Origin of the sequence: Streptomyces tailanensis, from assembly GCF_008386495.1 — a bacterium.
GTDB classification, from domain to species: Bacteria; Actinomycetota; Actinomycetes; order Streptomycetales; family Streptomycetaceae; genus Streptomyces; species Streptomyces tailanensis.
Genome location: NZ_VTHJ01000005.1, coordinates 36,900 through 62,897 on the forward strand (window position 1 = coordinate 36,900; position 25,998 = coordinate 62,897).

At 70.2% G+C, this 25,998-nt stretch carries 23 protein-coding genes; 8 read left to right on the top strand and 15 right to left on the bottom strand.

Annotated elements, in window-relative coordinates; genetic code table 11:
- Positions 1–57 precede the first annotated feature (57 nt).
- Genes F3T56_RS05900 through F3T56_RS05920 form a run of 5 tightly spaced genes read right to left on the bottom strand, consistent with a single transcriptional unit; the run spans position 58 to position 5,317 of the window.
- Positions 58–942, bottom strand: a complete 885-nt coding sequence (locus F3T56_RS05900; protein ID WP_149823623.1) for a glycosyltransferase family 2 protein — start codon at positions 940–942, stop codon at positions 58–60.
- The gene (locus tag F3T56_RS05905; protein ID WP_149823624.1) at positions 939–1,667 is read right to left on the bottom strand and encodes a CDP-alcohol phosphatidyltransferase family protein; all 729 of its coding nucleotides are present in this window, start codon (positions 1,665–1,667) and stop codon (positions 939–941) included. Before F3T56_RS05905 ends, F3T56_RS05900 begins: the two co-directional genes overlap by 4 nt.
- Positions 1,668–1,695: 28 nt before the next feature.
- Entirely contained in the window at positions 1,696–2,760 is a 1,065-nt protein-coding gene (locus F3T56_RS05910; protein ID WP_149823625.1) for an iron-containing alcohol dehydrogenase family protein, read from the bottom strand.
- Positions 2,748–3,500: a phosphocholine cytidylyltransferase family protein gene (locus F3T56_RS05915; protein ID WP_149823626.1), complete on the bottom strand. Its 753-nt coding sequence runs from the start codon at positions 3,498–3,500 to the stop codon at positions 2,748–2,750. Before F3T56_RS05915 ends, F3T56_RS05910 begins: the two co-directional genes overlap by 13 nt.
- Entirely contained in the window at positions 3,497–5,317 is a 1,821-nt protein-coding gene (locus F3T56_RS05920; protein WP_149823627.1) for a DUF5941 domain-containing protein, read from the bottom strand. The genes F3T56_RS05915 and F3T56_RS05920 overlap by 4 nt, the downstream gene beginning before the upstream one ends.
- A 429-nt stretch (positions 5,318–5,746) precedes the next feature.
- Between F3T56_RS05920 and F3T56_RS05925 the strand changes: the two genes are divergently transcribed.
- Together F3T56_RS05925 and idi are read left to right on the top strand one after the other, a co-directional pair.
- Positions 5,747–6,685 carry a cation diffusion facilitator family transporter gene (locus F3T56_RS05925; protein ID WP_149823628.1) on the top strand — a complete coding sequence of 313 codons (939 nt, stop codon included), beginning with the start codon at positions 5,747–5,749 and terminating at the stop codon, positions 6,683–6,685.
- 220 nt (positions 6,686–6,905) lie between these two features.
- On the top strand, positions 6,906–7,499 hold the full coding sequence (gene idi, locus F3T56_RS05930; RefSeq protein WP_149823629.1) for an isopentenyl-diphosphate Delta-isomerase: 594 nt from the start codon (positions 6,906–6,908) through the stop codon (positions 7,497–7,499).
- 3 nt (positions 7,500–7,502) lie between these two features.
- Here the strand turns inward: idi and F3T56_RS05935 are convergent, their stop codons facing one another.
- Entirely contained in the window at positions 7,503–8,018 is a 516-nt protein-coding gene (locus F3T56_RS05935; protein ID WP_149823754.1) for an ATP-binding protein, read from the bottom strand.
- 326 nt (positions 8,019–8,344) lie between these two features.
- Here F3T56_RS05935 and F3T56_RS05940 point away from each other — a divergent pair, with 326 nt between their 5' ends.
- Positions 8,345–9,088, top strand: a complete 744-nt coding sequence (locus F3T56_RS05940) for an enoyl-CoA hydratase/isomerase family protein (RefSeq protein ID WP_149823630.1) — start codon at positions 8,345–8,347, stop codon at positions 9,086–9,088.
- Between the two features lie 45 nt (positions 9,089–9,133).
- Here F3T56_RS05940 and F3T56_RS05945 read toward each other — a convergent pair whose 3' ends face one another.
- Together F3T56_RS05945 and F3T56_RS05950 are read right to left on the bottom strand one after the other, a co-directional pair.
- Positions 9,134–9,769, bottom strand: coding sequence for a DJ-1/PfpI family protein (locus F3T56_RS05945; protein ID WP_149823631.1), 636 nt, complete (start codon positions 9,767–9,769; stop codon positions 9,134–9,136).
- 21 nt (positions 9,770–9,790) lie between these two features.
- Positions 9,791–10,750 carry a GlxA family transcriptional regulator gene (locus F3T56_RS05950; protein WP_149823632.1) on the bottom strand — a complete coding sequence of 320 codons (960 nt, stop codon included), beginning with the start codon at positions 10,748–10,750 and terminating at the stop codon, positions 9,791–9,793.
- 124 nt (positions 10,751–10,874) lie between these two features.
- Between F3T56_RS05950 and F3T56_RS05955 the strand changes: the two genes are divergently transcribed.
- The 3 genes from F3T56_RS05955 to F3T56_RS05960 all read left to right on the top strand — a co-directional run bounded on the left by F3T56_RS05955 (position 10,875) and on the right by F3T56_RS05960 (position 14,465).
- The gene (locus F3T56_RS05955; protein ID WP_149823633.1) at positions 10,875–11,741 is read left to right on the top strand and encodes an SCO6745 family protein; all 867 of its coding nucleotides are present in this window, start codon (positions 10,875–10,877) and stop codon (positions 11,739–11,741) included.
- 80 nt (positions 11,742–11,821) lie between these two features.
- Complete coding sequence (locus F3T56_RS46005; protein WP_172638820.1) at positions 11,822–11,965, top strand: LPFR motif small protein; 144 nt, start codon at positions 11,822–11,824, stop codon at positions 11,963–11,965.
- A gap of 106 nt (positions 11,966–12,071) precedes the next feature.
- Positions 12,072–14,465 carry a Tex family protein gene (locus tag F3T56_RS05960; protein WP_149823634.1) on the top strand — a complete coding sequence of 798 codons (2,394 nt, stop codon included), beginning with the start codon at positions 12,072–12,074 and terminating at the stop codon, positions 14,463–14,465.
- Between the two features lie 224 nt (positions 14,466–14,689).
- Here F3T56_RS05960 and F3T56_RS05965 read toward each other — a convergent pair whose 3' ends face one another.
- Together F3T56_RS05965 and F3T56_RS05970 are read right to left on the bottom strand one after the other, a co-directional pair.
- Entirely contained in the window at positions 14,690–16,330 is a 1,641-nt protein-coding gene (locus tag F3T56_RS05965; protein WP_149823635.1) for an ABC-F family ATP-binding cassette domain-containing protein, read from the bottom strand.
- A 61-nt stretch (positions 16,331–16,391) separates the two neighbouring features.
- Positions 16,392–17,420, bottom strand: a complete 1,029-nt coding sequence (locus F3T56_RS05970; RefSeq protein ID WP_149823636.1) for an oxidoreductase — start codon at positions 17,418–17,420, stop codon at positions 16,392–16,394.
- A gap of 66 nt (positions 17,421–17,486) precedes the next feature.
- On the opposite strand from F3T56_RS05970, the gene F3T56_RS05975 reads away from it, so the two are divergent.
- Entirely contained in the window at positions 17,487–18,437 is a 951-nt protein-coding gene (locus tag F3T56_RS05975; protein WP_246203436.1) for an NAD(P)/FAD-dependent oxidoreductase, read from the top strand.
- Positions 18,438–18,538: 101 nt separating this feature from the next.
- Here the strand turns inward: F3T56_RS05975 and F3T56_RS05980 are convergent, their stop codons facing one another.
- The 5 genes from F3T56_RS05980 to F3T56_RS06000 all read right to left on the bottom strand — a co-directional run bounded on the left by F3T56_RS05980 (position 18,539) and on the right by F3T56_RS06000 (position 24,853).
- Positions 18,539–20,263 (bottom strand): BCCT family transporter, encoded by a 1,725-nt coding sequence (locus tag F3T56_RS05980; protein ID WP_149823637.1) that lies wholly within the window; start codon positions 20,261–20,263, stop codon positions 18,539–18,541.
- Between the two features lie 83 nt (positions 20,264–20,346).
- Positions 20,347–21,633, bottom strand: coding sequence for a M14 family metallopeptidase (locus F3T56_RS05985; protein WP_149823638.1), 1,287 nt, complete (start codon positions 21,631–21,633; stop codon positions 20,347–20,349).
- On the bottom strand, positions 21,630–23,600 hold the full coding sequence (locus F3T56_RS05990; RefSeq protein WP_149823639.1) for a Xaa-Pro dipeptidyl-peptidase: 1,971 nt from the start codon (positions 23,598–23,600) through the stop codon (positions 21,630–21,632). Before F3T56_RS05990 ends, F3T56_RS05985 begins: the two co-directional genes overlap by 4 nt.
- 172 nt (positions 23,601–23,772) lie before the next feature.
- Positions 23,773–24,270, bottom strand: coding sequence for a F0F1 ATP synthase subunit B family protein (locus tag F3T56_RS05995; RefSeq protein ID WP_149823640.1), 498 nt, complete (start codon positions 24,268–24,270; stop codon positions 23,773–23,775).
- A gap of 103 nt (positions 24,271–24,373) precedes the next feature.
- Positions 24,374–24,853: a macro domain-containing protein gene (locus tag F3T56_RS06000; RefSeq protein WP_149823641.1), complete on the bottom strand. Its 480-nt coding sequence runs from the start codon at positions 24,851–24,853 to the stop codon at positions 24,374–24,376.
- A gap of 108 nt (positions 24,854–24,961) precedes the next feature.
- On the opposite strand from F3T56_RS06000, the gene F3T56_RS06005 reads away from it, so the two are divergent.
- Positions 24,962–25,693: a MerR family transcriptional regulator gene (locus F3T56_RS06005; protein WP_149823642.1), complete on the top strand. Its 732-nt coding sequence runs from the start codon at positions 24,962–24,964 to the stop codon at positions 25,691–25,693.
- The last annotated feature ends 305 nt before the right edge of the window (positions 25,694–25,998 follow it).

The window sequence follows — 25,998 nt, forward strand, 5'->3', positions numbered from 1 at the left end:
GGGCCGAGGCGGAAGCCTGGACCGGGTACGGCCGAATGCTCTCAGATACCGAGCTTGTCAGATGACGGGAGGTCGGCCCAGTCTGGTCAGGCGCCACACCGTACGCCACTTCATGGGCCGGCGCGGCCCGCACGGGCTCGTCCAGCCTTCCTTGAAACCGCCGAACCAGGCCCGCAGAGCGGGACGCGAGGGCTTGCGAAGCAGGGTCAGCAGCAGCCAGACGCCCAGGTAGACCGGCACGAGGAGGGCCGGGAGATTGCGGCGCGCGAGCCAGACGCGGTTGCGCGCGACCATGCGGTGGTAGACCGCGTGCCGGGAGGGCGCGGTGGTGGGGTGGAACAGCACCATGTCGGACCGGTAGTCGATCATCCAGCCCGCGTCGAGGGCCCGCCACGCCAGGTCGGTTTCCTCGTGCGCGTAGAAGAACTCGTCCGGAAGTCCGCCCACTTCGGCCAGGACCTGCGTACGGACCGCGTTGGCGCCACCGAGGAAGGTCGTCACCCGGGAGGAGCGCATCGGGTCGGCGGCGCGCAGCCGGGGCACGTGGCGCCGCTGGGTCTCGCCGGTGTCGGGGTCGGCGATGCGGAAGCTGATGATGCCGAGCTCGGGGTCGGCCTCGAAGGCCTGGCGGCACAGTTCGGCGGTGTCGTGGTGGGCGAGGAGGCCGTCGTCGTCGAGGAAGAGCAGGATGTCGACGTCCCGGCCGCTCGGGCCGAACGCCTCGATGCCGACGTTGCGACCGCCGGGGATGCCGAGGTTCTCGGGCAGTTCGATCGTCCGTACGCTCTCGGGAACGTCCGGGATGGGCGAGCCGTTGCCGACGACGACCACCTCGACCCGGTCGCCGTCCTGCTTGGCGACCGAGTCGAGAAGGGCGCGGAGCTCGTCGGGGCGGTTGCCCATGGTGATGATGACCGCGCCGACCTTCATGCCGCTGCTCACTTCAGCCTGCTGGAGGCGAGGATGGACACTAGATGCAGCAGCGTCTGGAGCAGGGCGATTCCGGCCAGTACGGCGACGCCGAGCCGGGAGAAGAACAGGTCGCCCCGGGCCTGGTCGAGGAACGCGAGGACCAGGATCAGCAGGGAGGCCTCGACGCCGAGGATCAGCCGGTGGAACTTCAGTGCGGCGGCGGCCTTGCGGGCCAGCGCCATGCCGGAGGAGCGCGGCTCGGACGCCGACTCCTGGACCGGCGGCTTGCCGGTCTGGTGCCGGGCGACGCCGACGAGGTCGGTCTCCGCCTTGATCAGGATGGCGCCGAGGGCGGCGAGGGTGCCGAGGAAGGCCCACAGCCAGTCGATACGGCCGCTGCCCCACAGGTCGGCGGCGCGCAGGCCGAAGCCGACGAGGACGGCCGCGTCGCACAGGTAGGCGCCGACGCGGTCCACGTAGACGCCGGCCATGGAGAACTGCTTGCGCCAGCGGGCGATCTCGCCGTCCACGCAGTCGAACAGCAGGTAGAGCTGGACCATGAGTACGCCGAGGACGGCGCCCGGGATGCCCGGCACCAGCAGGGCCGGGGCGGCGAGGACGCCGAAGACGGTCATCAGGTAGGTCAGCTGGTTGGGCGTGACCCGGGTGTTCACCAGGTGCCGGTCTATGCGCAGCGAGATTTCGCGCATGTAGAGCCGGCCGGCCCAGTGCTCGCCGCTCCGACGGTCCTTCACACCCGGGGGGTGAACGACCGGGCGGAGTTCAGCTACCGATGGCTTTGGCATAGTCGGCGTATGCGTCCTTGATCTGTTCGGTACTCAGTTCGAGGTGCTCGAGGATGGTGTAGCGGCCCGGCCGGGTCTGCGGGGCGAACTCCACGACCTGGACGAACTCGTCCATCGTGAAGCCGATCTCGTCCGGGAGGACGGGCAGCCCGTGGTGGCGGAGGACCTCGGCCATCTGCCCCGCGATCTCGTGGTGGCCGCGCAGGAAGGTGGCGAACGCGCCGCCGAGACCGCACTGCTCGCCGTGCAGGGCGTTGCGCCGGGGGAAGGTCAGGTCGAACGCGTGGCTGATCTCGTGGCAGGCGCCAGAGGCGGGACGGCTGTCACCGGCCACGGACATGGAGATCCCGCACAGCACGAGGGACTCGGACAGCGTCGTCAGGAAGTCGTCGTCGCCGACACCGCCGGGGTGGCGCAGCACGGCCTCGGCGGCCTGGCGGGCCATGGCGGCGGCCAGTCCGTCGACCTTCTCGCCGGTCTCCCGGCTGGACAGCTCCCAGTCGGCCACGGCGGAGATCTTGCAGATCACATCGCCGATGCCGGCCCGCACGAAGCGCACCGGGGCCTCACGGATGACGTCGAGGTCGATGACGATGCCGATCGGGTTCGGCACACCGTACGAGCCGCGGCCCGCGTCGTTGTCAAGGGTCGCGACCGGGGAACACAGACCGTCGTTGGCGAGATTCGTGGCCACGGCGACCAGCGGCAGGCCGACCCGGGCTGCCGCGTACTTGGCACAGTCGATGACCTTGCCGCCGCCGAGCCCGACCACGGCGTCGTAGTGACCGCCCTTCTTGATCGAGTCGGCGAGCCGTACCGCGCCGTCGATGGTGCCGTCGGCGTCGCAGAACCAGTCCGCCTCCGGAAACGCGGGGGCGAACCGGTCACGCAGCGCCGCGCCGGAGCCGGCGCTGATGGCGAAGGCCAGCCGGCCCGACGGCGCGATGCGCTGGTCCGACAGAATCGTCGCCAGGTCATCGAGCGCGCCGGGACGGATGTCCACGACGACCGGCGAGGGGATGAGCCTCGTCAGTACTGGCACGCGATCTCACGTCCCTTGGCGAGGTCGTCGTGGTTGTCGATCTCGACCCACTTGACGTCACCGATGGGCGCGACGTCGATGCGGAAGCCGCGGTTCACGAGCTCCTGGTAGCCGTGCTCGTAGAACTGCTGCGGGTCCGTCTCGAAGACCGTCTTCAGGGCGTCGGCCAGCTCGTCGGCCGCCTCGCCCTCGATGAGGGTGACGCCGATGTACTCACCGGTCGCCTCGGCCGGGTCCATCAGCTTGGTGATCTTCGTCATGCCACCCTCGGGTCCGACGACGACCTTCATCTCCTCGTCGGCGAGGGACTTCACCGTGTCGAGGGCGAGGATGATCTTCTTGTCGCCGCCGCGGGCGGCGAGGAGGGTCTTCTCGACGGAGACCGGGTGCACGGTGTCGCCGTTGGCGAGGATCACCGAGTGCTTGATGGCGTCACGGCCGCACCACAGGGAGTAGGCGTTGTTCCACTCCTCGGCCTTGTCGTTGTCGATGAGGGTGATCTTCAGGCCGTACTTGGCCTCCAGCGCCTCGCGGCGCTCGTAGACGGCCTCCTTGCGGTACCCGACGATGATCGCGACCTCGGTCAGGCCGATCTCGGCGAAGTTGCCGAGGGTGAGGTCGAGAACGGTGAGGCTGTCCTCGTTGCCTTCCGGGCCGACCGGCACCAGAGCCTTGGGCAGGGTGTCGGTGTAGGGGCGAAGACGCCGTCCGGCGCCGGCCGCCAGCACGAGGCCGATCATGCGGGTTCTCCTTCATCGTGTACGGCGGGTGCGCCGGTCTTATGGGCGGTCACCCAGAAGCGGATGCTCTCGAAGAGCACCAGCACGGCCACGGCCACGGCGAGAGCCGTGAGCGCGACCTTGAACTCAGTGGGCGCGAGCAGCGCGGCCAGGACGGTGACCAGCAGCGTCCTGCCTTCGTGCCCGCCGATCGCCCGCACCAGCCAGTGCGGCGGTGCTCCGGCGTTGCCGCGGATGCGGTACACCGTGTCGTAGTGATGGTAGGCGACCGCGGCCACCAGCCCGAAAGCCGCCGGCAGGGCTCCGTTCACATCGGCTTTGGCTGCCAGTACCAGAACGGTGCTGTATTCGGCGGCACGGAAGAAGGGGGGAACGAGCCAGTCGAGGGCGCCCTTGAGGGGGCGGGCGACGGCACCGCCCGCGAAGACCGCGTAGAGGACGGCGGCCATGCTCGTGAGAGGGCTGCCGAAGGGCTCCACCCATGCGAAGCCCAACATGTACGCCGCCCCAAGTGCCGCGATCAGCACCGGCGAACGGGAGAACGGACGGACCTGCGGTCGTCGTCCGGCCCGGGCCACCAGCTCGGCGAGCACACCGGAGTCCGCGAGGTCCGCGAGCGCCGTGGCCGCACGGTCCGTGCGCTCCGCCTTGCGCGTCAACGACCGCAGGACACGGCCCGCTGTGGTGTAAGTCGCAGCGAACGCGCACCCGATGAGCAGCGCGTAGAAGGTGATACGGGGAGTGGTGGCCGCCGTGAGGACCGCGATCATCGCCCAGCGCTCACCGATCGGCAGCACGATCATCCGGCGGATCCAGACCGTCCAGCCGACGCTGTCGAGCTTGTCGGAGAGGGCGGCGGTGGGGCTGGTGTTGGCGGTGGCGTCGTGGTTCGCCTCGTTGAAGGAGAAGTCGACGACGTGGCGGCAGGTCTGCAGGACCATCGCGCCCAGGGCGAGCGCCCATACGTCGTCACCGCCACGGGCGGCGCCGAGGGCGAGGCCCGCGTAGTAGGCGTACTCCTTGGCCCGGTCGAAGGTGGCGTCGAGCCAGGCGCCGAGCGTCGAGTACTGCAGCGAGTAGCGGGCCAACTGGCCGTCGGTGCAGTCGAGGACGAAGGAGAAGATGAGCAGCACACCGGCGGCGACGAAGCCGCCCCGGGTGCCGGTGGCCGCACAACCCGCCGCGATCAGGGCGGTGATGAGGGAGGCCGTGGTGACCTGATTCGGGGTCAGGCCCCGGCGGGCGCACCAGCGGGCGAGGTAGCGGGAGTACGGGCTGATGAAGTGGGTGGTGAAGAAGCCGTCGCGGGACTTCACCGCCGTACGCAGCCGTACGGCCTCGTCGTCGACGGCGGCGACCGCCTGGCGGGCCTCGTTGCAGGCCTGCGGGTCGGCGGGGACGACGGCGACCAGGGTGCCGAGTTCGGGCCGGTGCGGGGTGACGCCGTCCGCGTCGAGGGCGGCGGTGACACGGTCGGCGAGGTTGTCGACGGCGACCGCGGCACCGCCTGCTGTGGCGGAACTCTCCCGGGTCAGCGCGCGGGTCAGGGCCTGGCGGGCGGCGGCCTGCACGGTCACGGCTCCCGGCAGCGCGGCAGCGTCGAAGCGGGGGTCGGTGAGCCCCAGGCGCAGCGCGTGCACATGCCCCACGAAGCGCGAGTCGACGACGGCGACGCGCTGACCGGCGGGAACCGTCGCGAGGAGCGTCTCGGCGTCACCGACGTCGGAGGCGACCCGCACGTCGAAGCCGAGCGACCGCAGATCGCTCTCCAGCGACGATCCGGGGACCGGCTGACCGGTGAGGATGGCGGTCGACAGACGAACTCACTCCCTGGGTGCCGACGCGACCGCGCCGGGCATGTGCGTGGTTTTCATGCGCCCGGCCCGCATCGGCCCGGCGGCGTGTCGGCAGAGGTTATCGGATGAAGAGAAGCATCCGTTCACCACCCGTTAACGGCCAGCTCAACCTGGCCTGCTGGGCCCTCCGCCACGATCATCATCAGGGATCGGGGGGTCGGCCCACAAACTCCGGTTGACATATCGGCCTATAGGCGACACCCCTCACACGCAGTGCACACCTCCCACGGCGAATGGGCACAACGCCCTGACCTGCGTATCGTTTCCGCAGGTCAGGGCACATGACAACGGTGTTCAGTGCCGCGTTGCCCCATACCCCCCGCCCGTAGTTCACTGTGATCGCGAGCCGAATGCACGGGCATCACAACAGAATCGGGAAGGACGGATTCCATGGGGGCTGGGCACGATCACGGGCACGCGCATCACGCGCCGACCACGGGCACCGCGGCAGCGGCGTACCAGGGAAGGCTGCGAGTCGCGCTGTCGATCACGCTCACCGTCATGGTGGTCGAGATCGTCGGCGGTGTTCTCGCCGATTCGCTCGCGCTCATCGCGGACGCGGCGCACATGGCGACGGACGCGGTCGGCCTCGGCATGGCGCTGCTCGCGATCCACTTCGCGAACCGCCCGGCGAGCGGTAACCGTACGTTCGGTTACGCACGCGCCGAGATACTCGCGGCGCTCGCCAACTGTCTGCTGCTGCTCGGTGTCGGCGGCTATGTGCTGATCGAGGCGATCCAGCGTTTCGTCACACCCGCGGGGACCGAGGGCGGGCTCTCCATCGTGTTCGGCGCGATCGGCCTGGTCGCCAACATGATCTCGCTGACCCTGCTGATGCGGGGCCAGAAGGAGAGCCTGAACGTACGGGGCGCCTTCCTGGAGGTGGCCGCAGACGCGCTCGGCTCGGTGGCCGTGATCCTCTCGGCCGCGGTCATCCTGCTCACCGGCTGGCAGGCCGCCGACCCGATCGCCTCGCTGGTGATCGGCCTGATGATCGTCCCGCGGACGGTGAAACTGCTGCGCGAGACCCTCGACGTACTTCTGGAGTCGGCCCCCAAGAACGTCGACATGGCGGATGTGCGCACCCACATCCTCGCGCTGCCGGGGGTCGAGGACGTCCACGACCTGCACGCCTGGACCATCACCTCCGGCATGCCCGTCCTCTCCGCCCATGTCGTGGTCGGCTCGGACACCCTGGACTCCATCGGCAACGAGAAGATGCTCCATGAGCTCCAGGGCTGCATCGGCGACCATTTCGACGTGGAGCACTGCACCTTCCAGCTGGAGCCGGGCGGTCACGCGGCGCACGAGGCGAAGCTGTGCCACTGACCCACGCAGCGGTGGAAAGCGGGCGGTCCTCGTACCTGAGCCATCCGGAGTACTCCTCACGCCTCGGTTTCGTACGTGCATCCGGGTATGCCATCCGGCCGGGTTTCGACGTGTCCCCGTGCGGTGTGCGGGGGTAGGACATGCGGGTTGGCGTGAAGTGCCGGGAGTGCCGGATTCGTGCGGCAGACTTGGGACTCGAAGAACGAAGCGAAGGATGGGCATGCCGATCACACCTGCCACCGCGATGCACGGTTCATTGAACGGCACCACGGAAGCGATCCTGCTGGAACTGGTCGACGAGGACGGCACGACGATCGGCACGGCGGAGAAGCTCTCCGCGCATCAGCCGCCCGGGCAACTGCACCGGGCGTTCTCCGTCTTCCTCTTCGACGAGCGCGGCCGGCTGCTGCTCCAGCAGCGCGCGCTCGGGAAGTACCACTCCCCCGGCGTCTGGTCGAACACCTGCTGCGGTCACCCCTACCCGGGAGAGTCCCCGTTCGCGGCGGCCGCGCGGCGGACGTACGAGGAGCTGGGTGCCTCCCCGGCGCTGCTCGGCGAGGCGGGCACGGTTCGCTACAACCACCCGGACCCGGACTCGGGTCTGGTGGAGCAGGAGTTCAACCATCTGTTCGTCGGCCTGGTACAGGCCCCGCTGCGGCCGGACCCGGCCGAGGTCGCGGCGACGGCGTTCGTGACCCCGGCCGAGCTGGCGGAGCGGCACGCCAAGGACACCTTCTCGTCCTGGTTCATGACGGTCCTGGACGCGGCCCGCCCGGCGGTCAGAGAGCTGACGGGCCCGTCCGCGGGCTGGTGACCGTCACCCCTGGATCGGGTATGCGGGTTTGAGCGGCAGGGCGGCCCAGATCACCTTGCCGCCGGTCGCGGTGTGCTCCACGTCGCACGCCCCGCCCGCCGCCAGGGTGATCTCGCGCACCAGCAACAGCCCCCGGCCGCCGAGCCGACCATGGTCGGTCTCCAGGGCGGTCGGGCGGTAGGGGTGGTTGTCCTCCACCGACACCCGCACCCACTCGGCCCCGACGGCGATCTCGACGGCGAGCGTCGGCGACAGGAGCGCCGCGTGTTTGACCGCGTTCGTCACCAACTCGGAGACGATCAGCAGAAGCCCTTGGAGAAGGTCGTCCGAGATCGGCACTCCCTGCCGGACGAGCAGTTCCCGGACGGCGCGCCGCGCCTGCGGCACCGAGACGTCGACGGCGGCAGCGGTGAACCGCCAGACCCCTTCGTACGGCAGCGTTCCCGGCAGCCTCGGGTCGTCGGGGACGTACCCGCCGCCTCCAGGGCGTGGGTCGCCCGCGCGCCCTTGGTCGTCCATGGTCCGGTCGCCACCCTTGCGCTCGATTGTCACCACATGTCAAGTGTTGGTTACTCAGCGCGTTCTGCGGGTACCTGAACACAAGTCGGCATGAATCGGTGACATTTGACCACCCATGCCCGATTTGGGCGGCCGCACGATCACTCCCGTGCAGGGTTCGCCGGTTTTGGAACTATTCGGGTTGTACGGGTTTGACGCTCGCCCCGGCCGCCGCGCCCGCTCGGTCACTCTCCGTGAGGAGTGTGTCGATGAGGAGTGTGCCAATGACGTACGTTCAGGGTCCCTTCTTGATCGTATGGGCGCGAGGGGTGGCTAGCATCCGTTGCATGGAGCCTCAGCTGCTGCACACCGTCGCCGACGGCGTCGCGACCGTCGTCATTCACCACCCGGCCAAGCGCAACGCCATGACGGCCGGCATGTGGCGGGCCCTGCCGCCCCTGCTCGACCGGCTGGCCGCCGACACCGCCGTACGGGCGCTGGTGCTCACCGGGGAGGGCGGGACGTTCTGTGCGGGGGCCGACATCTCCACGCTGCGGGAGTCACCGGGTGAGGCCCAGGGGCTGGCCGTGCTCGCCGAAGAGGCGCTCGCGGCCTTCCCGAAGCCGACGCTCGCGGCGATTCGCGGGCACTGCGTGGGCGGGGGCGCGCAGTTGGCGGCGGCGTGTGATCTGCGGTTCGCGGAGGAGGGGGCCCTGTTCGGGATCACGCCCGCCAAGCTGGGCATCGTCTATCCGGCTTCCTCGACCCGGCGGTTGGTGGCTCTGGTCAGGCCGGGTACGGCCAAGTACCTGTTGTTCTCCAGTGAGTTGATCGACGCGGAGCGGGCGTTGCGTACGGGGCTGGTGGATGAGGTGCTGCCCGCGGGCGAATTGGGCAAGCGGGTCCCGGAGTTCGCGCGAGTGCTGGTCTCGCGCTCGCGGTTGACGCAGGCGGCGGCCAAGGAGTTCGCGAACGGCCGTACCGACCGGGACGCCTACTGGGCCGAGCAGGCGCGCGGCAGCGGCGACACCGCGGAGGGGGTCGCCGCGTTTCTGGAGCGCAGACAGCCGCGGTTCACGTGGAGCGTCTGAACTCCCTTGCCTTTTACAGTCTCTGGCTGATCGTCGACCGAGGGCTCAGCTCAGGACGAAGCGACTGTTCCGGCGGAACCATTCGACGAGGTAGGCGGGGGCCTTCTCCGGGGAGCCCGCGTCGTACGGCGGCTGCGGGTCGTACTCCGTCGCCAGCTGGATCGCCTGGGCCTGGTCGTCGCCCGCGATCCGGCCGAGCAGGGTCAGCCCCATGTCGATGCCGGAGGAGACACCGGCCGCGGTGACGTACTTGCCGTCGAACACCACCCGCTCCCCTGTCGGCTCCACACCCAGCCGCTTCAGCTCGTCCAGGGCCAGCCAGTGCGAGGTGGCCCGGCGGCCATTCAGGAGGCCCGCGGCGGCGAGCAGCAGGGAGCCGGTGCACACCGAGGTCGTCCAGGTGCTGGTGGCGTCGGCGGTGCGCAGCCAGCTCAGGAGCGCCTGGTTCTCCATCTGCGCGGTCTGCCCCGGGCCGCCGGGGACGATCACGATGTCGGGACTCGGCACCTCGGTCAGGGTCTTGTCGGCGGTGATCGCGAGGCTCGCCTGGTCGGTGCGGACAGGCCCGGTCTCCTCGGCGACGAAGACGAGTTCCGAGTCGGGGAGGCGGCCGAGGGTCTCGTAGGGGCCGACCGCGTCGAGGGCGGTGAAGCGGTCGAACAGGACGATGGCGATCTGCATGAGGATTCCCTTCAAGGAGCTTCAAGGAGTGGGAGCGGAAGCCGGGCGGAAGCGGCGGCGGTACTCCGCCGGGGCCGTGCCGAGGGCTTTCACGAAGGCGCGGCGCATGGCCTCGGAGGTGCCGTAGCCACAGGCGCGGGAGATCTCCTCGACGCCGTCGGAGGTGTCTTCGAGGAGGCGACGGGCGTGTTCCAGGCGGACGCGGTCGACGTAGCGGCCCGGGGTCATGCCCGTCTCGGCCTGGAAGGCGCGGGCGAAGTGGCGGGGCGAGAGGCTGGCGCGGGCTGCCAGCCGCTCGACGCCCAGGTCATCGCCGGGATGCTCGGTGATCCACTGCTGGACCTCGCGGAGCGGTTCGCGCCGGGCGGTCTGGGCGGCGAGCTGGGCGCTGAACTGGGCCTGGTTGCCCGGTCGGCGCAGGAAGACGACCAGCTGGCGGGCGATGGAGAGGGCGACCTCGCGGCCGAGGTCCTCCTCGACGAGCGCCAGGGCGAGGTCGACGCCGGCGGTGACGCCCGCGGAGGTGGCGATGTGGCCGTCGCGGATGTAGATGGGATCGGGGTCGACCTCGATCGCCGGGTGATCGCGGGCCAGCTTGGCGCAGTACGCCCAGTGGGTGGTAGCCCGGCGGCCGTCCAGGAGGCCCGCCTCGGCGAGCAGGATCGCGCCGGTGCAGACCGAGACCAGGCGCTCGGCTCGCGGGCCGTGCTCGCGCAGCCAGGCGACGACCTCCGGGGCCGGGTTCCGGGTGCCGTGGCCGCCCGGGACGAGCAGTGTGTGCGGGGCGGGCGCGGCGGCGAGGGCGTGGTCGGGGACGAGGGTGAGGCCGCTGGAGGTGCGGACGGGGGCGCCGTCGAGGGAGGCCGTGCGGATGCGGTACGTGTCCGGGGTGTGGAGTTCCGCGCCGGCGAAGACCTCCAACGGGCCCGTGACGTCGAGGCTCTGCACACCGTCGAAGAGGACGGCCAGGACGGTTCGCATGTCCTCGATTCTTGGGTGGGCGGCGGATGGCCGCAATGACGAGTAGCCCACCTTTTCTGCCATGGCGGTGGCGAAGGCAGGCACCCCCTGCCGCACGAACCGACCAGTCGGTAACCTGCCGGGTATGACCTCTTCTCTGCCGGAGCGCGCCGGTCGGCGCTGCCACAACCTCCTCAATCCGCTCCACTCCGCGCACTACTTCGCGCCGGACCTCGGGCGGGAGCTGGCCGCCGTGGGGATCGAGGACCCGAGCGCGGCGTACTTCGCGGTGCGGGCCGCGGCTATGGGCGAGGTCGGGGCCGGTGTGGTGACGGCGACGTTCTTCAACTTCCGGTACGAGCGGGTGGCGGAGCATGTCCCGGCGGTGTGGGAGACGGCCGCTCCGGCGGTGGTGCTGGCGGCGCGCGAGCGCGTCGTCGACGCCTCGCTACGGCGGCTGCTCGGCGAGGAGCTGATCGGCGCCAAGGAGGTCGCCGAGGCGGCGGAGCTGGCGCTGCGCGCCACCGAGGCGTGCGTACGGATCGCGCGCCCCCTGTATGCGGCGCACGCCGATCTGCCCGTTCCCGCAACGCCCCACCTCGCGCTGTGGCACGCGGCGACACTGCTGCGCGAGCACCGGGGCGACGGGCATCTCGCGGTGCTTCTCGACGCCGGCCTCGATCCGGTGGAGGCCCTGGTCAGCCATACCGCGACCGGCAAGGGCATGTCCCCGAAGTGGGTCCTCGCGACACGCGGATGGACCCGGGACGACTGGGACGCTGCGAGCGAGCGGCTCCGGGAGCGGGGGCTGCTCGACGGCGCGGGCGAGCTGACGGCGGCGGGTGTCTCGCTGCGCAAGGAGATCGAGGCCGCGACGGACCGTCTCGATCTGGCGCCGTACGAGCATCTGGGCGCGACCGGGGTGGAACGGCTCACCGAGCTGGCGACGGGGCTCGTGACGACGATGCTCGCCGCCGGGGCGTTCCCCGCGGGGATGGTCGGCAAGGGCTGACGGTTCGGGCATGAAGAGCGAGGCGCGCGGTACCCGGTTCTTTCCTGGCCCTGTCGGTCGGGAGAGGAAAGGGGAAGTTCGTGTTCCGTGCGATCGCAGATGTGTTGCGGCAGATCGGAGGAGCCATCGCGACGGTCGTGACACTGCCGTTCCGGGCCCTGGCCCGGCTCTTCGGCGGTGCGTCGAGCTCCACCCACCGCACCGGACGGGCCCGCCGGGCCTGACTCCGGCCGCGAGTCGACGAGCGGCTCGTGCCGCCCTGATCCCCCGTTGTCGGCGCCACCTGCCACAATTGCCGCGCAACCTCAGTGGAGAAGGCGGTACGGGATCGTGACGACACCCGGATCCATCGAAGTAGGGTCCATCGAAGGCAGGATCGCCGAGGAACTCGGCGTACGGGAGCGGCAGGTGAAGGCCGCGGTCGAGCTGCTCGACGGCGGTTCGACCGTGCCCTTCATCGCCCGCTACCGCAAGGAAGCGACCGAGATGCTCGACGATGCGCAGCTGCGCACGATCGAGGAGCGGTTGCGGTATCTGCGCGAGCTGGAGGAGCGGCGGACGGCGATCCTCGACTCGGTGCGCGAGCAGGGCAAGCTGACGCCCGAGCTGGAGGCGCAGATCCGCGGCGCCGAGACCAAGGCACGGCTGGAGGACATCTACCTCCCCTTCAAGCCGAAGCGGCGCACGAAGGCGCAGATCGCCCGTGAGGCCGGGCTCGAACCACTGGCCGAGGGGCTGCTGGGCGACGCGACCGTGGAGCCCCTCGCGGCCGCCGCGGCCTTCGTCGACGCCGACAAGGGGGTCGCCGATGCGCAGGCCGCCCTGGACGGCGCGCGGGCCATCCTCACCGAGCGGTTCTCGGAGGACGCCGACCTGATCGGCGAGCTGCGCGAGCGCATGTGGGTACGAGGCCGGCTGGCCGCGAAGGTCAAGGACGGCAAGGAGGAGGCGGGCGCCAAGTTCGCCGACTACTTCGACTTCGCCGAGCCCTTCACCGAGCTGCCCTCGCACCGGATCCTGGCGATGCTGCGCGGCGAGAAGGAGGACGTCCTCGACCTCGTCCTGGAGCCGGAGGAGCCCACGGACGGGCCTTCGTCGTACGAGGGGATCGTCGCTCACAAGTTCGCGATCGCCGATCGCGGGCGGCCCGCCGACAAGTGGCTGACGGACACGGTCCGTTGGGCGTGGCGCACCCGGATCCTGGTGCACCTCGGCATCGACCTGCGGCTGCGGCTGCGTACGGCCGCCGAGGACGAGGCGGTGAACGTGTTCGCGGCGAACCTGCGCGACCTGCTGCTCGCCGCCCCCGCCGGGACGCGCGCGACGCTCGGCCTCGACCCCGGTTTCCGTACGGGTGTGAAGGTCGCCGTGGTCGACGCGACCGGCAAGGTGGTCGCCACCGACGTCATCTACCCGCACGTCCCGGCCAACAGGTGGGACGAGGCCATCGCCAAGCTGGCGCGGCTCGCGAAGGAACACGCGGTCGAGCTGATCGCGATCGGCAACGGTACGGCGTCCCGTGAGACCGACAAGCTCGCCGGTGAGCTGATCACCAAGCACCCGGAGTTGAAGCTCACCAAGGTGATGGTGTCCGAGGCGGGCGCGTCCGTGTATTCGGCGTCGGCCTTCGCCTCGCAGGAGCTGCCGGGCATGGATGTGTCGCTGCGGGGTGCGGTCTCGATCGCGCGCCGGCTTCAGGATCCGCTGGCCGAGCTCGTGAAGATCGACCCGAAGTCGATCGGTGTCGGGCAGTACCAGCACGACCTGTCCGAGATGAAGCTCTCGCGTTCGCTGGACGCGGTGGTCGAGGACTGTGTGAACGGCGTCGGCGTCGATGTGAACACGGCGTCCGCACCGCTGCTGGCGCGGGTCTCCGGCATCTCCTCCGGCCTCGCGGAGAACATCGTGGCGCACCGCGACGCCAACGGTCCGTTCAAGTCGCGCGCCCAGCTCAAGGGCGTCGCGCGGCTCGGGCCGAAGGCGTACGAGCAGTGCGCGGGCTTCCTGCGGATCCGGGGCGGGGACGATCCGCTGGACACGTCCAGCGTGCACCCGGAGGCGTACCCGGTGGTACGGCGGATGGTGAAGTCCGCGGGCAGCGAGGTCGCGGCGCTGGTCGGCAACACGAGTGTGCTGCGGTCGCTGAGGCCGGGGGACTTCGTGGACGAGACGTTCGGTCTGCCGACCGTGACGGACATTCTCAAGGAGCTGGAGAAGCCGGGGCGGGATCCGCGGCCGGCCTTCAAGACGGCGACGTTCAAGGAGGGGGTCGAGAAGATCTCCGACCTTGTCTCCGGGATGGTGCTGGAGGGTGTCGTGACGAATGTGGCGGCGTTCGGGGCGTTTGTGGATGTCGGGGTTCATCAGGACGGGCTGGTGCATGTGTCGGCCATGTCGAAGACGTTCGTGAAGGATCCTCGGGATGTGGTGAAGCCTGGGGACATCGTGAAGGTGAAGGTGCTGGACGTCGATATTCCGCGGAAGCGGATTTCGTTGACGCTGCGGTTGGATGATGAGGCCGCGGGTCAAGGGCAGGGTCAGGGGGCGTCGGGTGGGGCCTCCTCGCGGGCGCAGCGGGGGGCTCGTGGGCCTCAGCAGCAGCGGCAGCAGGGGCGTGGTGGAGGCGGTTCGCGGCAGGGTGGTGCTGCCGTGCCGGCTCCGGCCAACAGTGCGATGGCTGATGCGTTGCGGCGGGCCGGGTTGGTGGATCCCAAGCGGCGTTGAGGTTGCGGCGGGGGTTTTGCGCCCCCGCCGCCCCTACCCGTCCCTCCCCCACTCTCGGCTCCGCTCGAGCGGGGGGACCCCCATCCAGGGGCTGCCGCCCCTTCGACCCCGCCAGGGCGCCTATGAGCTCGGGGGTGCGGTTTGTACGGCGAGTGCGGGTCGTTCGCGGCTTGTCGCGCCAGTTCCCCGCGCCCCTGCTTTTCAGGCCCTTTTCTGACCCGGGGCTAGCGTTCCGTCAGCTTTCCCGCGGCTACCTCCAGGCGCCTTGTCACCCTTACCGCTTCCAGCATTCGGCGGTCGTGGGTGACCAGGAGCAACGTGCCCTCGTAGGAGTCCAGGGCGGATTCCAGTTGTTCGATGGCCGGGAGGTCCAGGTGGTTGGTGGGCTCGTCGAGGATCAGGAGGTTGATGCCTCGGCCCTGGAGGAGGGCCAGGGCGGCGCGGGTGCGTTCGCCTGGGGAGAGGGTGATCGCGGGGCGTAGAACGTGGTCGGATTTGAGGCCGAACTTGGCGAGGAGGGTGCGGACTTCGGCCGGTTCGATGTCGGGGACGGCCGCGCGGAAGGCATCCAGGAGCGACTCGGGGCCGTGGAAGAGTGCGCGGGCCTGGTCGACCTCGCCGACGAGGACTCCGGAGCCGAGAGCGGCGTGGCCCTGGTCGAGAGGGATGCGGCCCAGTAGGGCGCCCAGCAGGGTCGACTTGCCCGCGCCGTTCGCGCCGGTGATGGCGATCCGGTCCGCCCAGTCGATCTGCAATGACACCGGGCCGAAGGAGAAGTCGCCCCGTCGTACCTCGGCGTCGCGGAGGGTGGCGACGACCGCGCCGGAGCGCGGGGCCGCCGCGATCTCCATGCGCAGCTCCCACTCCTTGCGCGGCTCCTCGACGACGTCGAGCCGTTCGATCATGCGCTGCGTCTGCCGGGCCTTCGACGCCTGCTTCTCGCTCGCCTCGCTGCGGAACTTGCGGCCGATCTTGTCGTTGTCGTTGCCCGCCTTGCGCCGGGCGTTCTTGACGCCCTTGTCCATCCAGGAGCGCTGCATCTGGGCGCGGTCCTGGAGGGCGGCCTTCTTGTCGGCGTACTCCTCGTAGTCGTCGCGCGCGTGCCGCCGGGCCGTCTCGCGTTCCTCCAGGTAGGCCTCGTAGCCGCCGCCGTAGAGGTTGATCTCGTTCTGCGCGAGGTCGAGTTCGAGGACCTTGGTGACGGTGCGGGTGAGGAACTCGCGGTCGTGGCTGACGACCACCGTGCCCGCGCGCAGGCCGGCGACGAAGCGTTCGAGCCGTTCCAGGCCGTCGAGGTCGAGGTCGTTGGTGGGCTCGTCGAGGAGGAAGACGTCGTAGCGGGAGAGGAGGAGGGAGGCGAGGCCGGCCCGGGCCGCCTGGCCGCCCGAGAGACCGGTCATGGGTTGGTCCAGATCGACGGCGAGGCCGAGGGAGTCGGCGATCTCCTCCGCTCGTTCGTCGAGGTCGGCGCCGCCCAGGTCGAGCCAGCGCTCCAGGCTGGTCGAGTACGCGTCGTCCGCGCCCGGGGCGCCGTCGACGAGAGCCTGCGTGGCTTCGTCCATCGCCCGCTGGGCCTCGGCCACCCCTGTGCGCCGGGCGAGGAACTCCCGTACGGTCTCGCCCTCCCGGCGCTCCGGCTCCTGCGGCAGATGACCGACGGTCGCCGTGGGCGGGGACAGGCGCAGCTCCCCCTGTTCCGGTGGGAGCAGCCCCGCGAGCAGCCGGAGCAGCGTGGACTTGCCCGCGCCGTTGGCGCCGACCAGCCCGATCACATCGCCGGGGGCGATGACGAGGTCGAGCCCGGAGAAGAGGGAGCGGTCGCCGTGGCCGGCGGCGAGATTCTTGACGACGAGGGTGGCGGTCACAGGGGGCGATCCTAATGACTACCGGCGGAGCAGCGCGCCTCCAGTCCCCCCACCCCTCGGTTCATCTCCCTATCGGCTCCACCAGCACCGTCCCCGATGTCCGGGCCACGATGAACGATTCTCCCTTCACGGACTTCGGATCCAGCCCGATCCGGTGCTGCCCCGCCGGAAGGATCCCGTCGAAGAACTTGTGCGTATGCGTCCGATACAGACGGTCCAAGCGGTACGCGGTCAGCTCCACCCGGCACGTGGAGGTGATCTCGATGCCCGCCTGGCCGTCGGCGGCGACGAGGCGGGTGAGCCGACGCTGCTGGGCCGGGCTGCGGTCGAGGGCGTGTTCGATCTGGGCGACGAGGAGGGGGATGATCGGGGCGAGCCCGTCGACGTACGCGACCTGGACGCCGGCGCCCTCGAAGGCCCGCCGTACGGCGGCACGGTCCGCCTCGCCCACGGGCCGGCCGAAGGCCACCGCGCCGTAGGCGCGCAGTTCCTCGGGGGACACGCCGGTGGCGTCCTGCGCTATGTCGGCGCCGATACCGATGGCGCGCAGGGCGGCGGCGAGTTTGGCGAGCACGGCTACGCGGGCACCGATGAGGAGAACGCGGCGCCGGGCCGCCGACTCGTCGGCGGTCTCGCGCAGCAGGGACTGCAGCGCGCTCTGATACTCGGGGCCGCGGAACCGGAAGGGGCCGATGCCCGTGTAGCCGTTCAGTTTGAGGTCGGCCTCCTCCTCCGTCTGCCACGCGAAGTCGCGCCACACATAGTCGTCGCCGGCCCGCTCTATCACCGCGGTCACGGCACCGCAGCCGAGGTCGGCGCATTCCGGACAGCCGTAGATGACGTACCGGCCATCCGGCAGGGGAGCTTCGGCCTCCAGGAGCAGACCGCGCACCTGGGCGCTGAAGATGGAGGGCGGGACGTCGGAGGCGAGAGGGGAGACGGCGTCGAGGTCGGAGAGCTGGAACAGCAGCGGGCGTCCGTCGACGATGAAGTCCACGAAGTCCCGGTGCACTTGGTAGGCACCGTTGGCGAGGACCCCACCGGCGCGCATCGCCGGTGCCAGGCCGAAGGTCGCGTACTCGGCAGACATGCTGTGAGTATCCCCACAAATTCCGACTTGTGAGCACGGCATGACATATTCCGCTAACGTCCCGTCGTGACCAGGGAATCGAACAGTGACGTGATCGTGGTCGGTGGCGGAGTCGTCGGGCTGGCGACGGCCGTCGTTCTCGCGGAGAGCGGCAGACAGGTACGGGTCTGGACACGTGAGCCCGCCGAGCAGACGACGTCCGCCGTCGCGGGCGGACTGTGGTGGCCGTACCGGATCGAGCCGGAGGCCCTCGTCGGCGAGTGGGCACTCGCGACGCTCTCCGTGTACGAGGAGTTGGCGGCACGGCCCGACGAGACGGGCGTACGCATGGTCGAGGGCGTACACGGCGGGACCACACTGGACGGGCTCGGCGACTGGGCCTCACATGTGCCGGGGCTGCGGGCGGCCACCGCCGAGGAGTACGCCGGGACGGGCCTGTGGGCGCGACTGCCGGTCATCGACATGCCGGCCCATCTGCGGTGGCTGCGCGAGCGGTTCGTCGCGGCGGGCGGGACGGTCGAGGAGCGTACGGTCACGGATCTCGCCGCGGTCGACGCGCCGGTCGTGGTCAACTGCACGGGGCTCGGCGCGCGGGAGTTGGCGCCGGATCCGGCCGTACGGCCGGTTCGGGGGCAGTTGGTCATCGTGGAGAACCCCGGGATCACCACGTGGCTCGGCTTGGTGGACGGCGCCAACGCGAAGAGTACGTACTTCATACCGCAGCCGGATCGGTTGATCCTCGGTGGTACGGCGGAGGAGGACGACTGGTCGCTGACGCCGGATCCGGTGATCGCCGAGGAGATCGTTGCGCGGTGTGTGGCAGTGCGGCCGGAGATCGCGGGGGCGCGGGTGCTCGAACACCGGGTGGGGTTGCGGCCCGCCCGCCCGGCGGTCCGCCTGGAGCGGGTGCCGCTGAGGGGCGGGCGGGTGTTGGTGCACAACTATGGGCATGGCGGGGCGGGCGTCACGGTGGCGTGGGGTTGCGCGAGGAAGGCCGCACAACTGGCTGCCGGGTGATCGTCAGGGGCGCGGGACTGTGACACATGCGGCTCCGCCGCGCGGGCGCGACCAGCCACAGACGGCCCGCAGCCCTCCACTCACAGCTGCCCCTACGGAGTTCAATCGTGCTGATGCCCTATCGGATCCCCCTCGATCTCCGTTCCCTGCCCCGGCCCCACCCTGATCTCGAACTCGCCGTCGTACCGCGTGTGCCCCTGGACGACGGCGAGTTCGACCGCGGCGGAGGCCATCTCCTCGCGGATGATGACCGGGTCGCGGCGAAGGTCGCGCATCATGGCGACGCACATGCCGATCATCACCAGCACGAAGGGCGCGGCGGCCAGGATCGTGAGGTTCTGGAGGCCGGTGAGGGCGTCCCCCTGGCCGCTGCCGACCAGAAGCATGATCGCGGCGACCGCTCCGGTGACCACACCCCAGAAGACGACGACGAAGCGGCCGGGTTCGAGGGCGCCGCGTTGCGAGAGCGTGCCCATGACGATGGAGGCCGCGTCGGCGCCGGAGACGAAGAAGATGCCGACCAGGATCATCACGAGCAGGCTGGTCACTGTGGCGATGGGGAACTCGTTGAGTACGGCGAAGAGTTGGCCCTCAGGGGTCGCTTCCTCGCCGAGTCGGCCCTGTTCCTGGAGCTTCATCGCCGTACCGCCGAAGACGGCGAACCAGACGAGACTGACCGAGCTGGGGACGAGGATGACGCCGCCGACGAACTGGCGGATGGTGCGGCCACGGCTGATGCGGGCGATGAACATGCCGACGAAGGGCGTCCAGGAGATCCACCACGCCCAGTAGAAGACGGTCCAGCTGCCGAGCCAGTCGGCCACGCCCTGGCCGCCGGACGCCTCGGTGCGGCCCGCGAGTTGGGGCAGGTCGCCGAGGTAGGCGAAGACCGAGGTGGGGAGCAGGTCGAGGACGAGGATCGTCGGGCCCGCGACGAACACGAAGACGGCGAGCAGCAGGGCCAGCACCATGTTGGTGTTGGACAGCCACTGGATGCCCTTCTCCACACCGGACACGGCGGAGGCCACGAACGCCAGGGTCAGTACGGCGATGATGGCGACGAGCAGCCCGGTGCTCACCTTGTCCATCCAGTCCAACTCCTGGACGCCCGAACCGATTTGGAGCGCGCCGAGGCCGAGGGAGGCCGCCGAGCCGAAGATGGTGGCGACGATCGCGAGGATGTCGATGATCCGGCCGCCGGTGCCGTTCGCGTGTTTCTCGCCGATCAGCGGGGTGAAGACGGCGCTGATGGTCTGGCGGCGGCGTTTGCGGAAGGTGCTGTAGGCGATGGCGAGGCCGACCACCGCGTAGATCGCCCAGGGGTGCAGCGTCCAGTGGAAGAGGGTGGTCGCCATGGCCGTTTCCATGTGCTCGCCGGAGCCCTCGGGGTTCGTGCCGGGCGGGGGCGAGGCGTAGTGCGCGAGGGGCTCGCTGACGCCGTAGAACATCAGGCCGATGCCCATGCCGGCGCTGAACATCATCGCGACCCAGGACACCGTGCGGAACTCGGGCTTCTCGCCCTCGACGCCGAGGTGGATACGGCCGTAGCGACTGACGGCGAGCCACAGGGCGAAGACCACGAAGCAGGATGCGGCCAGCATGAAGGCCCAGCCGCCGTTGTGGATCAGGCCGCTCAGCATCTTGCCGGAGACCTCTTCGAGCGAGTCGGTCGCGAGGGCGCCCCACAGGACGAAGGCCAGGGTGAGCGCCGCCGTCACGCCGAACACGACACGGTCCGTCCGGGGCCGCCCGCCGCCGGGGAGACCCGCCTCCGAGCCCGGAAGCGCGCCTCCCCCGTGGTGGGTGGATTTGTGATCTTGCGTCACAGATGAAACCTTTCCGCGAGTGGCTGGAACGAGCTTCACCTGCCCACTGAGCCGCACCGCATGTGACGCCGATCCCCTCTTTTTCAGCAGGTCGCGTCGGGCTCCCCCACCGTCAGGCGGTACGGCGCGCGCTCGTCGAACAGCAGCGGGACGAGAGCGCGCAGTTGCTGGCGCAGCGGGACGAGTACGCCGTCGCCGTCACGGTCGGGCCGCGCGTGGACGCCGTGCAGGGCCAGCTCGTCGGCGGACTCCTCGTACTGCTGTGCGGTGAGCCGGTAGCCGCAGGGCGGGTCCTGGATGACCTCGGCTGGTTCGGCGGGGTCGTTGTCGGCGCCGCCGAGGTAGACCGGCCCGGTGTCGCGCAGGCCGGCGAGACGGGCCGCGCGGGTCGTCGCGTCGACCTGTCGGCCGCGGTCACCGACGAAGCCGAACAGGCCCTTTAGGGCGGCCAGTTGGGAGTTCACCCGGCGCAGGTTGTTCGTCTGCTCCGGGGTGTCGTCTGTCAGCGGTTCCACTCGGCTTTCGATGAGGAGTCCGACGGAGTGCTTGATTCCGGACATGTTCCGCAGGATGCGTTCCTGGCCGTCGCCCGCGACCTGGCGGATCGGTTCGCCGGTGACGGGATCGGTCCAGATGCCGTACGTGCCCGTCGTGTGGCCCGCCGCCCGCGCGGCCGGGCGTACGTGGTCCAGGGACAGGTTCCGGGCCTCGGTGTGGACGGCCGCGTCGGTGTTGAGGTTGCGCGGCCAGAGGTCGAACAGGTCCTTGTCGTAGTACCGGGGTGTGGCGGTGTATTCGTGCAGGTCGTAGACGACATCGGGCTTACGGTCACGGACGACGGCGGCGAGCGCCCGGGCCTCGGCCGTCTTCAGCGCCAGATGGTCGCGGTTGATGTCGACGCCGTCGCTGTTGCCCCGGGTGTCGGCGGCCCGGCCGTCGGGGTTGGCGGTGGGCACGACGAGCACGGTGGTGCTTTTCAGCAGCCGCTCGGTCCGCTTGTCCTCGGTGTGGGCCAGGTCGCGGATCGTGGTGAGGCAGGCCTCGCGGCCGGAGGGCTCGTCGCCGTGCTGGCTGCACATGAGGAGCACCGTGCGGGACGTGGGGCGGGTGCCGATGCGGACGAGTCGCAGCGGGCGGTCCTGTTTCGTGGTGCCGATGCGGGTGATCGACACGCGGTCGCTCGCCCGGTCCACGGCGGCCAGGAACTCCTGCTCCTCGGGCTGGCTGGTCCAGCGGGCGCCGCCCGATTGTTCGAAGCCTGTGCGCGGCGGGGTCGTGGTGGTGTCGTCCGTGGCGTATGCGGGTGCCGAGAGCAGGGGTGCGGCGATGGCGGCAGCGGCGATCGCCATCGCGATACGGGGGGTTCTCATGAGCTGCTGCCCGGGATGCGCGCGGCCTTGCTCGGGTCGCGTACGCCGTCGAGGACGGAGGCGTCCGGTGTCTTCGCCGGCCTGCCCGCCGTGGCCTTCGTGAAGGCTGTCGCGCCGCCGACCAGCGGTACCTGTGCGGAGGTGCGCTTGAGGTCGATGGTCAGCGTCGGGGTGGTCGACGGCGGGTCGAGGAGGCCGTTGTCGGTGCCCGCGATGATCAGGGCGAGGCGGTGGCCCTTCGGGACGACGTGGTCGGTCGCGTGGAGGTCGAGGGTGATCGTGTACGGGTTGCCGGGGGCGAGCGGGGCTCCCGTGTCGGAGGAGTGGTTGCCGAGGTCGGCCCAGCCTCGGCTGACGATCGTGTAGTCGACGTCGGCCGTCTTGGCGGCGGTCTCCCGGAAGCAGGAACTGTCGCCGGTGGTACTGGGGCCCCAGCAGGTGCGCTCGGTGAGGGTGGTGATGCCCTCGCCGGCGGTGGCGTAGTCGCGGATGGTGTCCGGGCCGAGGTCCACGAGGACCGCCGAGAGGTGGGCGGTCGAGGTGGTGGGCGTGGCGGTGACGGTCACCTTGGAGGAGCCGGACAGGCGCAGTTGCTCGGTGAGCGGCCCGGTGGCGAAGCCTGCCTTGTCGGGGGTGGACTTGTCGACGTATGCGGCCCAGTCGGTCTCGCTCAGGGCCGGGTTGTCGGTGAAGGTCTCGGTGCCGGTCCGCCCCCGTAGGCCGAGGGTGCCGACGCCCGGCTCGCTGCCCTTGGCCGGGCGGAGTGTCGTGGCCTTGGTGCCGCGTGGCGGCCAGACCTTGGCGGTCTCCCACTGGTCGGGGTGGCGTTCGATGTCGGCCATGGGCTCGTCGTCGATGCCGTTGTCGTAGCCGAGGAGTTCGTGGTCGAACCAGCGGTGCAGGGTGTCGACCCACTCGGCGCGGCGGAAGTCGAAGGGGTCGACGTGGCCGACCTGGGAGAGCCAGATCTTGCGCTCGACACCGTGCTTCGCGAGGGTGTCCCACCACTGGCCGAAGTGCTTGGGGCGGACGTTGAGGTCCTGTTGGCCGTGGATGACGAAGACGCTGGCGTCGATCTTCCGGACGTCCTTGACGTAGTCGCGCTCGGTCCACAGCGAGGTCCAGTCACCGGTGCGCGGGGCGCCGTCGACGAGTTCCTGCTGGACGGTGGCGCACTTGGTACGGGCGTCCGGGCTCTCCACGTAGTCGGACAGCCAGTCGGGGCCGGAGTTGTACAGCGGGGCGCCCTTGGCGAAGTAGTAGTCGTACCAGGAGGAGATGGCGCCGATCGGGACGATGGTCTCCAGGCCCTCGACCCCGGTGGCGGCCACGCCGCCCGCGATCGTGCCGTCGTAGCTCTTGCCGATCATGCCGGTCCTGCCGTTGGTCCAGCCGGCCTTGGCCTTCGTCGAACCCGTGCGCGTGGTGTACGCCTCGCCTCGGCCGCCCAGCCAGTCGACGACCGCCTTCGCGGACTGGATGTCCGAGCGGCCGCCGACGTCGACACAGCCGTCGGAGCGGTTGGTTCCGGCGAGGTCGACGGCGACGAAGGCGTAGCCGCGGGGCACGAAGTAGTTGTCGTAGAACAGCGGCATCTGGACGACGTTCCCATTCGCGTCGTACGTCTTGCGCTGTCCCTCGTTGCCGCGTCCACAGCAGGAGTAGTACGGGCTCGCGTCCATGATCACGGGGATCTTGCTGCCCCGCCGGTCGGGTTCACTCGGGCGGACGATGTCGACGGCGACACGGTCCGTCCTGCCGTCGCTGTCGCCGTCGAGTCCGGTGTCCACCCATACGGCCTCGCGGATGGCGTTGCCGTACGAGTAGATCGGCTCGCTCTTCCGAGGCGTCGTCGTGGTGTCGGCGACGGCCGGGGTGAGGAAGCCGGCCGTGAGGGCGGCGGTCATGGCCGCGGTGGCGAGCGGTCTCCAGGTCGTGAAGCGGTTGCGTCTCGCTGGTATGGGCATGCGCGGACGGTACTGCGGTCAACTGCCATGTAAAAGAGGGCCTATTGGGGCGGGTGAGGGTTCGGCCATGGTGTGGGGTGACTGGCACTAAGAGCTCGGGCAGTTACTGCCGGCTGATGGCTGCGGGTCCGTTTGGGCTGATCGCGCCCACGCGGCGAAGCCGCATATCGATTCAGCCCCGCGCCCCGTGAGGGCGCGGCTGCGGCTGAGGCCCGGCTTCGAGTCGTTCGCCCACGATGGTGCTCGCCAGGTTCGCGGCCAGTTCCGAAGCATAGATGCGGAGTTCGGGCTCGGCCCTGGTGCGGTCGGCGGTGATGCGGGCGTGGCCCTCGGTGAGGATCGTCGTGTACTGGCGTTGGGCGTCCGCGCGGGCTTCGGAGATCAGGGCCGCGCCCTCCTCGAACGCTCGCTGGCGGATGCGGGCGGCGTCGTGGCGGGCCTCGGCGAGCGTCGCGGCCGCGTCCGCCTGCTTGCGCCCGGCCTCCTCCCGTACGGCTTCGGCGTGTGCCTCGGCTCCCTTGGTCGCGGTTTCCCGGTCGTCGAGGACGCGCTGGATCCGGGGCACCAGTCGGACGAAGAAGAGCAGCACGACCGCGAACAGCACCACCGCGACGACGAGTTCCGCGACCGGGGGGTTCAACGGGCCGATGTCCACCGGGAGAAGATCCATACCGGTGACTTACCCGCTCACCCGCGCGCGGCATCGCACATGTGCGCCGGAGTTGGCCGACAATCGTCGGCTGTTCACCCCAACGGCCGCCGCTCGGTCCCCGTCAGTCCGCGTGGTCGTACACCGTCACGGCTATCCCCCGCCGTATGAGCCGGTCGGTGATCAGCGGCTCGACACGGGACCACTTGCCGCCCGCGAGGCCGCAGCCGATGCGCGGCATGTGGACCGAGGCCTCCAGCTCCAGCGCCTTGTCGGCGAGCACGCCGAGAGCCGTGTCGATCGCCTCGTAGCGGACGGGTACGCCCTTGCTGCCCGTGCGGGTGCCGCGCTGGCCTATCAGGTTGGCGACCCAGGTGTAGGGGCCGACCTGGACGAACTGGGCGGCGCCGAGGCCGAAATCGTTACGGGCGCGGTCGCGGTGCCAGGCGCGGTAGGCGGCCTCCGGTTCCGGCCAGCGGCGGGACAGGGCGAGGACGAAGCCCTTGCCCCAGCCGCCGATGTCGTTGCTGACATGGGCGATGATCTTGACGCCCTTGCCCAACGGCACGGTGGCGTCACCTCGGACGTATGTGATCCCCGACATGACGCCACCGTACGGGCCACCACTGACAATGGCCCTGACCTGCTACTTCGTGCAGGCTCGACCGCTTGGTGGTTTCACAGCACTGGTGAGACAGCGATACTGCTCTGTATGACGACCGACACCGGGAAGGGCGCGGGAGAGGGCACCGGAGAGAGCGCCCTCACCGTCGACGAGCTGGCCGCGCGGGCGGGGGTCACGGTGCGCACCGTCCGCTTCTACGGCACCAAAGGCCTGCTGCCGCCGCCGGTGATCGGTCCGCGTCGGGTCGGCCACTACGGGAGCGACCACCTCGCCCGGCTCGCGCTGATCGAGGAGCTCCAGCGGCAGGGCATGACCCTCGCGGCCATCGAGCGGTATCTGCGTCAGCTGCCGCCGGATCTCACACCGCGCGACCTCGCCCTTCAGCGGGCGGTGGTGGCCTCCTGGGCGCCGGACGGGGTGGAGACGGTGACGCGGGAGGCGCTCCACGCGCGGGCGGGGCGGGTCCTGGCCGAGGGGGATGTGGAGCGGCTCGTGGCGATGGGTGTGGTCGAGCGGGACGGCGACAGCGACGGAGACGTGTTTCGGGTGGACCCCGGTCTGCTGCGGCTCGGGGTGGAGCTCCTCGACGTACCGCTCTCCCCGGAGTCGGTCCTGGCCGCCCGGAACGTACTGATCGAGCATGCGCGTGCGGCGGCTCACGAGCTGTCCGGGCTCTTTCGGGACGCTGTCGCGGAACGCGATCCGCAGGCGGTCAAGTCCCTGTCGGCTTACATGCAACCGCTGGTGGTGCAGGGGCTGTTGACCACCTTTCAGCGGTCGTTGAGGGATGAGCTTCGGGAGTGGTTGGCGGAGGGTTGATCCGCCGGGAGGGGTGAAGCCGGTGAGGCCCGCTGAGCGATACGGCCGCCTCCGAGAGCGCGGATTTTCCTCGCCCCCGCCGCCCCTACCCGTCCCTCCCCCACTCTCGGCTCCACTCGAGCGGGGGACCCCCATCCAGGGGCTGCCGCCCCTTCGACCCCGCCTTTCTGGGGCTGCCGCCCCCAGACCCCCGCTGGGGGATGAGGGGGTGCCTGCTGTGAGTTCGTACGTGCGGGTCGTACTGGGTTGCTCGCGCAGTTCCCCGCGCCCCTGAAGGGGCGCGGGGAACTGCGCGACAAGCCCCC